The sequence below is a fragment of the Spiroplasma endosymbiont of Ammophila pubescens genome (genome assembly GCF_964020965.1).
Lineage (GTDB): Bacteria > Bacillota_I > Bacilli_A > Mycoplasmatales > Mycoplasmataceae > Spiroplasma.
Genome location: NZ_OZ026611.1, coordinates 634,658 through 646,741 on the forward strand (window position 1 = coordinate 634,658; position 12,084 = coordinate 646,741).

Annotated in this window: 11 protein-coding genes; 10 read left to right on the forward strand and 1 reads right to left on the reverse strand. The window is 27.6% G+C overall.

Annotated features, from left to right (window positions below; genetic code table 4):
• Positions 1-38 precede the first annotated feature (38 nt).
• The 5 genes from ABNT63_RS04005 to ABNT63_RS04025 are packed head-to-tail and all read left to right on the forward strand — an operon-like array spanning position 39 to position 6,067.
• Positions 39-1,406 (forward strand): glycine--tRNA ligase, encoded by a 1,368-nt coding sequence (locus ABNT63_RS04005; protein WP_348736645.1) that lies wholly within the window; start codon positions 39-41, stop codon positions 1,404-1,406.
• An 18-nt stretch (positions 1,407-1,424) separates the two neighbouring features.
• On the forward strand, positions 1,425-3,305 hold the full coding sequence (gene dnaG, locus ABNT63_RS04010) for a DNA primase (protein ID WP_348736647.1): 1,881 nt from the start codon (positions 1,425-1,427) through the stop codon (positions 3,303-3,305).
• A 5-nt stretch (positions 3,306-3,310) separates the two neighbouring features.
• The gene (locus ABNT63_RS04015; RefSeq protein ID WP_348736649.1) at positions 3,311-4,648 is read left to right on the forward strand and encodes a sigma-70 family RNA polymerase sigma factor; all 1,338 of its coding nucleotides are present in this window, start codon (positions 3,311-3,313) and stop codon (positions 4,646-4,648) included.
• 13 nt (positions 4,649-4,661) lie between these two features.
• Complete coding sequence (locus ABNT63_RS04020; protein ID WP_348736651.1) at positions 4,662-5,324, forward strand: tRNA (adenine(22)-N(1))-methyltransferase; 663 nt, start codon at positions 4,662-4,664, stop codon at positions 5,322-5,324.
• Positions 5,324-6,067, forward strand: coding sequence for a Nif3-like dinuclear metal center hexameric protein (locus tag ABNT63_RS04025; RefSeq protein WP_348736653.1), 744 nt, complete (start codon positions 5,324-5,326; stop codon positions 6,065-6,067). The genes ABNT63_RS04020 and ABNT63_RS04025 overlap by 1 nt, the downstream gene beginning before the upstream one ends.
• An 8-nt stretch (positions 6,068-6,075) precedes the next feature.
• Here ABNT63_RS04025 and ispH read toward each other — a convergent pair whose 3' ends face one another.
• Positions 6,076-6,957 carry a 4-hydroxy-3-methylbut-2-enyl diphosphate reductase gene (gene ispH, locus ABNT63_RS04030; protein WP_348736655.1) on the reverse strand — a complete coding sequence of 294 codons (882 nt, stop codon included), beginning with the start codon at positions 6,955-6,957 and terminating at the stop codon, positions 6,076-6,078.
• Between the two features lie 288 nt (positions 6,958-7,245).
• On the opposite strand from ispH, the gene ABNT63_RS04035 reads away from it, so the two are divergent.
• From ABNT63_RS04035 to ABNT63_RS04055, 5 genes are all read left to right on the forward strand, one after another.
• Positions 7,246-7,644: a hypothetical protein gene (locus ABNT63_RS04035; RefSeq protein ID WP_348736657.1), complete on the forward strand. Its 399-nt coding sequence runs from the start codon at positions 7,246-7,248 to the stop codon at positions 7,642-7,644.
• Between the two features lie 140 nt (positions 7,645-7,784).
• A complete protein-coding gene (locus ABNT63_RS04040; RefSeq protein WP_348736659.1) occupies positions 7,785-8,246 on the forward strand; it encodes a hypothetical protein in 462 nt (153 codons plus the stop codon).
• Positions 8,240-8,518: a hypothetical protein gene (locus ABNT63_RS04045; RefSeq protein ID WP_348736661.1), complete on the forward strand. Its 279-nt coding sequence runs from the start codon at positions 8,240-8,242 to the stop codon at positions 8,516-8,518. The genes ABNT63_RS04040 and ABNT63_RS04045 overlap by 7 nt, the downstream gene beginning before the upstream one ends.
• A 79-nt stretch (positions 8,519-8,597) precedes the next feature.
• Complete coding sequence (locus ABNT63_RS04050; RefSeq protein ID WP_348736663.1) at positions 8,598-9,980, forward strand: DEAD/DEAH box helicase; 1,383 nt, start codon at positions 8,598-8,600, stop codon at positions 9,978-9,980.
• 186 nt (positions 9,981-10,166) lie between these two features.
• Positions 10,167-12,083 (forward strand): ABC transporter permease, encoded by a 1,917-nt coding sequence (locus ABNT63_RS04055; protein WP_348736665.1) that lies wholly within the window; start codon positions 10,167-10,169, stop codon positions 12,081-12,083.
• The last annotated feature ends 1 nt before the right edge of the window (position 12,084 follow it).

Below are 12,084 nucleotides of genomic sequence, written 5' to 3' on the forward strand. Positions count from 1 at the left end.
TATAATTGAGAATAGAGAAATAAGAAGGAGTTATATTAATGCAATATACATTAGAAGAAGTTGTTAATCATTTAAAAACACAAGGTTTTGTTTTTCAAGGGAGTGAAATTTATGGTGGTTTAGCAAACAGCTGAGATTTTGGACCATTGGGGGTTGAATTAGAACGAAATTTAAAAAATTTATGATGACAACATTTTATTACAAAATCAAAATATAATGTTGGTCTTGATAGTGCTATTTTAATGAACAATAATGTTTGAAAAGCTTCTGGACATCTTGGCAATTTTGCTGACCCATTATTAGATTGTAAAAAATGTAAAAGCCGAATGCGGGCAGATAAACTGATTGAAGATAATTATCCGAAATTAAATTGTGGTGGTTGAACTAATAAACAATTAGAGACTTTTATTACCGAAAAAAATATTTTATGTCCAAATTGTGGAGGACATGATTTTACTGAAATTCGTCAGTTTGAATTAATGTTTAAAACAAACCAAGGTGTCATTGAAGATGAAAAATCAGTTGTTTATCTGCGACCAGAAACAGCACAAGGAATTTTTGTTAATTTTAAAAATGTTCAACGTTCTTTGCGAAAAAAATTACCTTTTGGTGTTGGTCAAATTGGAAAGTCATTTCGGAATGAAATTACCCCAGGAAATTTTATTTTTCGTACACGTGAATTTGAACAAATGGAATTAGAATTTTTTTATGATAGTAACGAAAAGATTGATTGATTTGAATATTGAGTTAAAGAAGTAATCAAGTTTTTAGAATTAATTGATTTAAAACCAGAAAACTATCATTTTCGTGAGCATAACGCTAATGAGTTAGCCCATTATGCAAAACGAACTATTGATATTGAATATAAGTTTCCGTTTGACATAGGTGAATTATGAGGGATTGCTGACAGGGGGGATTATGATTTACGTCGTCACAGTAAAATGAGTAAAAATGATTTGTCGTATTTAAATCAAGAAACAAATGAAAAAATTATCCCGCATGTAATTGAACCATCGGTTGGTGTTGGGCGCTTGATGTTAGCGATTTTATATGATGCTTACCATGTTGAAAAAGTTTCTGATAATGAGACAAGAATTGTTTTAAAATTAAGCCCGTTATTAGCTCCATATCAAATTGCGGTGATTCCATTAAGTAAACAATTAAACAACAATGCTTATCAGTTATATGAAAAACTCTTAGGTCGTTTTCAATGCACTTATGATGAAACAGGAAATATTGGAAAGCGTTATCGTCGTCAAGATGCGATTGGAACACCGTTTTGTGTAACAGTTGATTTTGACAGTCAAAAAGACCAAAAAGTTACAGTTCGTAATCGTGATACAATGAAACAAGAACGAGTGGCAATTGCTAATTTAGAAAGCTATTTTACCGCAACATTAAAATAATTAAAAGGAGTGAAAGGTATGGCATTAATTAGTAATGAAAAAATTGATTTAATTAAGTCAAAAGTAAATATTGTTACCGTAATGTCAGAATATTTATCGCTTGAAAAACGGGGTCGTAATTATTGAGCAGTTTGTCCGTTTCATCAAGATTCACATCCTTCAATGAGTATTTCACCAGAAAAGCAAATTTACCGTTGTTTTACTTGTTCAGCTGGAGGCAATGTTTTTACTTTTTTACAAGAATATGAAAATATTAGTTTTATTGAAGCTTTAAAAAAAGTTGCGGTAATGGCCAATATTTCCTTAGATGAATTGACTACTTATCAAGAAAAACCAAAATATGATAAAAGTGAACAGTTAATTTTTGAAATTAATGCCTTAGCAAGCGCTTACTTTAGTAATAATTTAGAAACCAAAAAGGCTTATGATGCAAAGGAATATTTAACAAAGCGGAACATTAATAATACTGAAATTGAATTATTTCAGATTGGTTATGCTGAGAGTGGCTTTGATCATTTGTACCATTTTTTAATTAAAAAAGGATATTCAATTAATGATATTCAACAAGCGGGTTTAATTACAATTAAAAATGGCAAGGTGTATGATTATTTTAATAATCGTTTAATGTTTCCGATTAAAAATGAAGATAGTTATATTATTGGTTTTTCTGGACGAGTAATTGGGGTTACTAACCAGATAGCAAAATATCTTAATACTCCTGAAACAAAGGTTTTTAAAAAAGAACAACTAATGTATAATATTCACCGGGCGAAATCGTTTATTCGCCAGCAAAATAATTTAATTTTACTTGAAGGATATATGGATGTTATTAGTTTAGAAAAATTAAATCTTAAAAATACCGTTGCTTTAATGGGAACTAATTTAAGTGAATATCATTTAAAAGAAATTAAAAGATTAACAAATGAGTGTTTAATTTTTTTAGACGGTGATAAGGCTGGAATTAATGCTAATTTAAAAGCAGCAATTAAATTATTAAGTTATAATCTAAAAGTTAAAATTGTCTTGAATGAGACGCAACAAGACCCTGACGAATTAGTTAATAGTGGTCAGGGGGAATTAATTCATGCAATGTTAGCAAATGCCCAACATCCAATTAATTTTGCTCTTGATTATTTTCAAAATAAATTTAATTTACAAGCAGCAAATGAATTAGAAGAATTTATTAATATTGTTGCATCTTTAATTAAAGCTAGTCCAAATCAATTGGAACAAGAATTAGCGGTTAATAATTTAGTTAAAATAACAGGAATATCTAAAGAAACAATTACAACAAAAATTGGACAAATTAAAACATATCAAAAAACAGTTTTTTCACCTGCTGTGTCAGAACCAATTCCTAATGGAACAAATGATAATAATTATCAGCAAAAGCCGCCACCAAGGTTCAAACCACACCAAAGTAATACTGGTGTAGTTAAAAATACAAAATATAAAATTAAAAATTTAAAACGATATCTTTTAGCAGAACAAAATATGGTTTTACAATTACTTGGTTCTCGAAAAGCAGCAGATTTTTATCAAAGAAAAATTGGAAATTTAAATTTTGATGGTTATCGTTTGTTAGCAAATGATATAATTACTTATTATAACGGACATTTGGGGGCAGAAAATGTTAAAATTAATATGTTGTGTCAAGAAATAAGTGATCCAAATTTAAAAAAAATATTAATGGATATTATTAATAAATCAACAATTAAAATTAAATATAATAGGAAAGAATTAGAAGACTATGCGCTCTTAATTGATGATTTTGCTAATGAAAAAGAGATTGCAATGCTATGAAATAAGTTAAAAAAAGCAAGTAATCTAATTGAACAACAGGCAATTTCAATGGAAATTGACAAGTTGAATCAACGATTAAAATTTAAAAAGGGGTAGAGAGAATGGGATTATCAAAAAAAGAAGTCAGAGATATGAAATCTTTTGATGAATTTAAAGAATATATTAATAAATATTTAGAAGAAAATAACAATGAGATTGAACAAGAAAAATTAATAACATTAATTAATGATCATTTTGAAGTTGATGATAATGATGTTAAAGAATATTTCGAAGAATTAGTTGCTAATGGTGCTGAATTTAGTGATATTAATTTAGAAGAGTTAGAAGAAAATGAAGTTCCTGAACCAGAAAAAGTAACGAAAAAACAACCAGATGAAAAATTACGTTACAAAGTTGGTGGAATTTCAAATGAAACAAAAATTCAAGATATTATTAAAGCTTACTTTAATATTTTGGGAACAAGTAAGATTTTAACTCGTGAAGAAGAAATTAAATATGCTAAAATGTTAGAATCATCTGATCCAGAAGAAAGACGTTTTGGACGGGATAAATTAATTACTTCTAACTTGAAGTTAGTTGTTTCAGTTGCTCGTAAACATTTAAACCGAGGATTAGATTTTTCAGATTTAATTGAAGAAGGTAACATTGGGTTAATGAAAGCTGTTGATAAGTTTGATTATAAGCGTGGTTTTAAATTTTCAACATATGCTACATGATGAATTAGACAAGCAATAACCCGGGCAATTGCTGATCAAGCGCGAACAATTCGGATTCCTGTTCATATGGTTGAAACAATTAATAAGTTAACAAGAATTGAACGGCAATTAACACAAGAGTTAGGACGCGAACCAAGTTACAATGAAATTGCTGAAAAAATGGGGCAAGGAATGGTTGGCGAAAAAGTTCGTGAAATTAAGAGACTATCAATTGAACCAGTTTCATTAGAAAAACCAATTGGTGATGAGGATGATACTCATTTTGGTGATTTTGTTGATGATAAAGATATTTTTACACCGGATGAATATGCTGAAAAAGAATCATTACGAGAAGTAATTGATGAAGTTTTCCATGAAATTTTATCAGCACGAGAAGAAAAAGTAATTAGAATGCGGTTTGGACTTTTACCAACAAAGTTACGAACAGTATTACGGTTAGCAAAAGAATGTGAAGATGAAACTTTCCCCGAATTAGTTCAAACAGTTAAAGCTCTTGATATTCATTATGATACACCAATTGAAAAAGTACAAAGTCAAAAAAATGCTTTAATTGATAAGCATTTATCAAAATATGATTCACCAAAAACATTAGAAGAAGTAGGCAAAGAATTTAAAGTAACACGTGAACGAATTCGCCAAATTGAAGCAAAAACAATTCGTAAGTTTAAGCCAAACCAATCTAATTCGAAAGCAAAAGTATTAAAAGACTTTTTTAAAGGATAGGGGTTTTAAAAAAATGGATAGATTATCAGAACGTTTATTATTAATTGCCAAACAAATTAATGAAAAAGACATTATTTGTGATATTGGGACAGATCATGCAATGATTCCAATTTATTTAGCAAAAGGAAATTTAATTACCAAAGCTTATGCATGCGACATTGCAGCACAACCCTTAGCCCAAGCGAAAAAAAATATTGCAAAATATCATACTGAAAAACTTATTACCCCAATTTTAGCAGATGGTTTAACAGGAGTTTCGGACATTAAGATTGATACATGTATTATTTCAGGATTAGGGAGTACAACAATTTTAACCATTTTGCAACGAGATTCTGATTTAATTGATCGTTATATTTTATGTCCTAATGATGATCCATTTTTATTACGAGAATGAATTAAAAAACATAAGTACTTTATTGAAAAAGAATTATTAATTAAGGAAAATGATATTATTTATGAGATTATTGTTGTTAATAAAACTGCTGGTCAAAAAGTCAAAAATAAAAAAGACTTATACTTCGGTCCCTATCTTCGCAAAGAACATAGTAAACTTTTTCAAGAGAAATGATTGTTAAAAAATGATTATTATTTAACATTGTTAAACAAGATTCCTGCAAACACTAAGCGCTATCAAGAAGTTAAAGCAAAACTAAAAATGATTAATAAGGTGATATAATGTTAATTAAAAAATTATATCAAGAAATTGAAACTGATTTTTCATTAAAAGCAGCTTGTAAGTGAGATTATAGTGGTCATCAATATGGAAACAAAAATCATTTTGTAGCAAAAATTATGGTTAGTTTAGATTTAACAAGCGAAGTAATTACAGCAGCAGTCGCTAAGCAAATTAATGTTATTATAACTCATCATCCTTTTTGTTTTGGCAAGAAAAAAAGAATTCAACAGATTCCTTACAAACGAGCAATTATTGATCTTCTTAATAAACATCAGATAACTGTTTATGCTTTACACACAAATTATGATGGTTTAATGAATGAATTGATTTTACAAGAATTAAATCCCCTAAAAATTGTTCCCTTTGATGATGATTTAACAATGATTGGGTATGTCAGTTTAACAGCTGATGAAATTATTACGAAATTAAAAGAAATTTTTAAAATTACAACAGTGCAGCACAATTTATCGACGTTAGAGCAACCTATTAAAACAGTTGCCTTAGCAGCAGGAGCGGCAGGTGATGTGATTGCAAAAATTAACCAAAATATTGACCTGTTTATTACTGGGGAAGTAAAATGAGATCAATGAGTATTAGCAAATGAAAAACAATTAGCAGTTATTTGCTTCAACCATTATATGGAAGATTTTTTTACTGCTGCTTTTGCTGGATACTTAACCCGAAAGTTTCCAACTTTAACAATAATTCCATATTATATCAAAAATATTATTAACTATCGTTAATAATATTTTTATATTTGCTCTAAATAACGAATTACTTCTAACTGAATGATGCTAGGTGTTGATGCCCCCGCAGTAACAGCAACACAGGTTTTATTTGCCAACCAAGTTGCTTGAATATCATTTTTATCATTAATACGATATGATTCAATCCCAATTTGTTCGCCCATTGCAACTAGCTTTAAGGTGTTACTACTTCGTTCATCACCAACAACAAGTAAAAGGTCAATTGTTGTTGAATTTAAATTTAGAACAGCATTTTGTCGTTCTAATGTTGCATTACATAAATCATTTTTAAAAAGAATTTCATTTGGAACAAGGGTTTTAATTTTTTTCACAATTGCTTCAATATCAATTTTAGAAAGGGTTGTTTGGTTTGTAATTAAAATCTTTTTAGTTGGGTCAAGATTAGGCAAAATGTTATCAACTTCTTGTTCTGTTGTCACAAGATTGATGCTTGGACTAAGCGATAACATTGCATTTGTTTCTGGATGAAAGTGTTTTCCAATAAAAATAATTTGATAATTAGGTTTTGCTAAATATTCCTTAATTAAATTTTTCGTGATAGTTACTCATTCACATTCAGTATCAACAAGTGTAATGTTTTTCTGTGCTGCGACATCTTTAATCCGGTCATCACTACCATGTGCACTTAAAATCACAACAGCATTATCTGGTAGTGTTTGCATTAGCGCAAGGCGATTAAGTTTAAAATCGTTGACCGCAATAACACCTAAATTAACAATTTCATCAATAACATGTTTATTATGAACAAGATAACCTAACATATAAATTTGCCGTCCAGCATATTTGACAGCAGCTTCTTTTGCTCATTTAATTGACTTGACAACACCAAGACAATAACCACGAGGTGTCATTTTTACAACTTTCATTTTTTCACCAATCCATTTTTATCTACTTATATAATATCATAACTAAAAATCTCTTTTATCATTTTAAAATAATATCTTAAACTTATTTATTAATCAAACTAAATTTGATATAATTAATTCGTCTATTTTAAATAAAAATTTTATCTTTTTATTAAAATATTACAATTATCTTAAATACTAAATTCAATTTGGGATAAAAAAATATTTAATGCAAAAAACTAATGATTAATGCTATTTTAACATTAGCAACCAACATTGGTTTGATTTCATTATGAAAGGAGATTGAGTATGCCAGTAAGCTTGAAAGCTAAAAGCAAAAAGGTGCCCCAGTCGAAAAAACCAGTAGCAAAAAATGCGACAGAAGAAAAATGATTATTCATTAAATCACAAGCAGTTATTGATTCAACTCCAGCTATGAAAAGATCAATCGATCGTTCATTAGGAGATGTTTATACAAAAACAGCAGCGGATTATCGGTCAAAAGATGGAAGTGCCATTACTACTGCAATTACAGCAGAAAGACTAATTGCAGAACGTTTAGGAAAAACAGCAACTCAACGAAAAGCAATTGAAGTGCAAAATAAAAAGAAGGCCACTCAAATGTTAAATTCAAAGGATAACAAAAAATCTGCTAAAAAAGCAGCAGCAAAAAAATCTTTGAAAAAAGTAGGGACAAAAAATAAGTAATGTTAACAATAACTAGATTTTCTAGTTATTGTTTTATTTAAAATTTTTATTAATATTTTTCCTGTTTTTATAAAATAGAAAAATAAGATTAAGAATTTTAAATAATTAGGACTATAATATAAAAGAAAAGAGGTTGGATCATGAAATCATTTAGCAAGTGAAGTATAGCTTTAATATGAATTATTGTATTAATTATTTTAGTTTTAGCCTTAGTTTTTTTGGGAATATATTATGATGGTTATTATTGAGAAGGAAAAGGATTACCAGTTAATATTAATGATATTAAAACATTTCATGGTAATGGTTATCAGTTAATAGGTCACTTGGGAATTGACAAATTAATGCGATTAGTATCCTCGAGATCATTTATTTGAGGATATTCAAATATTATTGTACCTGATGGTGGGCGAGGAATTGATTTAATGACATGGTTGCACCAATCGGGTAATGTTAATAATAGTGGAGTGATTCAATGATCCCAAAATTATGAATTAGAAGCCGGAACAAATTTTGCAGAAGTAGTTGGTAGTCTATTAATTGTGCTATTAGTGGCGGTTCCCGTTTTAATCTTAATTGGAATATATGTTACAAAAAAATGATAAAAGCAATGACACATCCTTATTCAATTGAATATTTAGACACACAGAAAAAAATGAAAAAAACAATAAAACAAGCTAGAAAAGCACTGAAAAAAATGAATATAGCTGTTCGCAAGGGACATGAAACATCCACAACATTAGCACGAGAACAAGAACGATGAGCTAATTTAATTGTTAATGCTGAAACAGATTTTCTTAAAGAAGAAGAACTTTTTAAAGATCAGGATAATAAAAAACCAGTTGTGAAAAAATTAGTAACTACCGGTAAAAAATAAAAGTTATATAATGAAATTAGCAATAATTTCATTTTTTAAATATGTTATAATTTGGAAGATAAAAAAAGGGGGTTAAATTATGAGTAATTTTAATCAATTTGGTTTTAAGCGGTTTTTAAATTTAGGCCTTGCTGAATTAAAATTTGTTGAACCAACTATTGTGCAAGAAAAAGTAATGCCATTATTATTAAAACATCAAAATGTTATATGTAAGGCACATACAGGAACTGGAAAAACATTTGCGTTTTGTTTACCAATTTTAAATAATATAAATTATGAGCAAGCAAAAATTCAATCTATTATTGTAACTCCAACCCGTGAATTAGCAAAACAAATTTATGATAATATTCGTTTTTTTAAAAAATTTGAACCAAATTTACAAGTTAATTATTTTATTGGTGGCGAAGATATTAAACGTCAAATTGAACAATTGCAACGAATCCAACCCCACATTATTATTGCTACTCCAACGCGACTAAAAGATTTGTTTGAACAACAAAGTCTAAATTTAGGTAAATTAACAACTTTTATTATTGATGAATGTGATATGCTTTTTGATTTAGATTTTATTGAAAATGTTGATTATATTTTGAGCAAAGTGAATCATAATGTTCAAGTATATGTTTTTTCTGCAACAATTCCGCCTGAGTTAAAACCTTTTTTAATCAAGTATTTAAAAAATCCACATTATTTAGATTTAAATGCCAATCAAATAACAAATCAAAACATTACACATATTTTAATTCCAACAAAACATCAAGAGCGAGAAACAATTTTATTAAAACTTTTAAAAATATTTGATCCATATTTATGTTTAATTTTTGTTAATAAAAAAACAGATATTAATAAGTATTATGATTTGTTATTAGAACATAATTATTCTGTCATCCAATTACATGCTGGATTAGAACCACGATTACGAACACAAGTTGTTAAACGAATTCGAAATTTAGAATATAAGTATGTTATTGCCAGTGATATTGCAGCGCGTGGAATTGATTTTATTGGTGTTAGTCATGTTATTTCAATTGATTTACCAAATGATTTAGAATATTATATTCATCGTAGTGGTCGTACTGGGCGGGCAAATTATACTGGCTATAGTTATGTTCTTTATGATACAAAAAATTTAAATTTAGTGCAACAATTAATGACAAAAGGAATTATTTTTAAAACAAAGAAATGAAATCAACAAGGAGAATTGATTGAAACAGTTCTTAGTGATGATAAGCCTAAAAAACATTCTTCTCTTGCAGTTGAGAATGAAATTAATAAAATTATTCATCGTTATAAAACAAAAGATAATAATAAAAAAATTAAACCTGGTTATAAGAAAAAACGGAAAGCGGAAATTGATGAATTTAAAAAACAAGTTCGTCGGAGTCACATTAAAGAATCAATTAAAAAAATTAAAAAAGAAAAAGCAAGAGAATGGGCAAATAAATTATTTAATAAAGATTAAAAAGAAAACTTAATGTTTTTTGTTAATGTTAATTTTTTTTAAAACAAGAAACAAAAGTCTTTTTTTTTTTTTTTTTTGTATAATTATCTTGTAGTTTTTAAAATTACAAAATATATTATGAAATTAATGAAATAGGAGGAAAATTATGACTCATAATGAAACAGTCGAAGCAACGCAAGGAAAAAAGTGGATTTAAATAAAAAGATAGTTCACTTTTTTTCATTAAAAATGTTTCGTTATACTTTAATTAAAATGTTAAAGGCACCATCAATATTAGTGATGTTTATTTTAACATTAGTAGTAGGAATAATTATGGTTTTATCATTAGCTTTAGGAATAAGAGATGTTGCTAGTGGAGACTATATTGATGCTGCTAAATCATTATTTACTATTTATTCATGGATTTGATATATGTTATACTTTGGGTTAACATCAATGTTTATTGGTTTTAAAGCGGTACAGTTAATTCGTGATGAAATTGATGATGGAACATTATTAATTTTTTCATCAATTCCAATCTCACGAACAAGAATGATTATTGAAAAATGATTAGCTTTACAGTTATTATGCTTAATTTATTCACTAATTATTTTATTATTATCACCAATTTTATCATTCGGAATGGGGCAAAAAGGAACAGCATTTGGAAAAATAATTTTAAGCAAAGTTAACTTTATGATTTTAACAAGTTTTATTTTACAATTATTTTTAACCACAATTGGTATTTTAATTTCTTTAGGATTAAATGCAAAAGGTGTTATCGGTATTTTATTTACAATTGGTTTTTTAACAGTAATTGGAGCGATGATTCCATTTATTTATAATGCAAGTAAAGGTGACCGAGCATCACAATATTTGATTAAAACCGCAGATTTAGCAAAAAATCCTGTTAAATTTAAGGACTCTGATCTTAAAAAAACATATGATGATTTATTAAATCCGACTGGTTGACCAGTATGAAGTGTATCTGACGATAAACTTAGTATATCTTTTTCTTATAATAGTGAAAATATGGAAGCTTTTGATGTGACTTCATTAGCACAGAATATTGATTTAGTGGTCACTAAATTACCTACTACTGGAAACCCAATTTCTTGAAATGATGTTGTTATAGAAGTTAAAAAAACACCAAATGATTATCTAATATTAGCAAAATTAATTAATACTAATGTATTAGAATTTGATGGTTATAAGTCAATTAAATTTAATGTTGTTAAACCTACAATTGGTAATGAAGTTACATTTACAAATAATAGTGATAAAGGAATTAATATTTTATCGGATTTTTATAATGATGTAAGTTTACAACAACCAATTACGCTTTCAAGAACAAAACCATCATCTGATGCTAAAATTAATATAAATGTGTTAAATGAAACAAAATTAAAAAGTAAAACAACAAAAAATATTTATCAAATTATTAAAACAATGTATGATAAATCAATTTTTTCACCAACAATTTTTAGTTATCCAAAAAATAGTTATCTTTCAGAAGGAATCATTGCACCAAGTAGAATTGCATCGCTTGTTTTTAACACATTGTCGAAAACTAGTCAAAATAAATTTAATAATTTTTCTTGAGATTTTCGTGAATTTTTAGATCGTAATTTATATAGTGAAAATGTTTATATTAATGATCCAGTTATGTCATTGTATACTCAATTTATTTCCCAAATATCTTATTGATCACAACAAGGAATATATGATCAATATAATGCTATTCATGATAACGAGCAACAACCACAAGATAAATTAAATAGTATTAAAAAAGCTCAAACAAATTATAAATTAATGGCATACTTAAATCCATGACAACAATGAGTTGTAATGTGAACAGGAAATGCTAGTTCTAGTGTATCAGGAGCAAATGATATGGCTGCAACAATGTTGTTACCAATTAATAATTATTTAGATGTTAAAATTGATTCTGTTGCTTTTCAGACAAGTGATTCTAAGGCAAAAACAAATTATTTTTTAATGGGAGACTTTAATAAACCAGTAACATTAACTAGTTTATCTGGTTTGTATACCTGTTATTTATTAGTAACACTTGCATTAGCAGGATTAACATTATGATGAATTACAAGAAAGGATTTTGTATAGT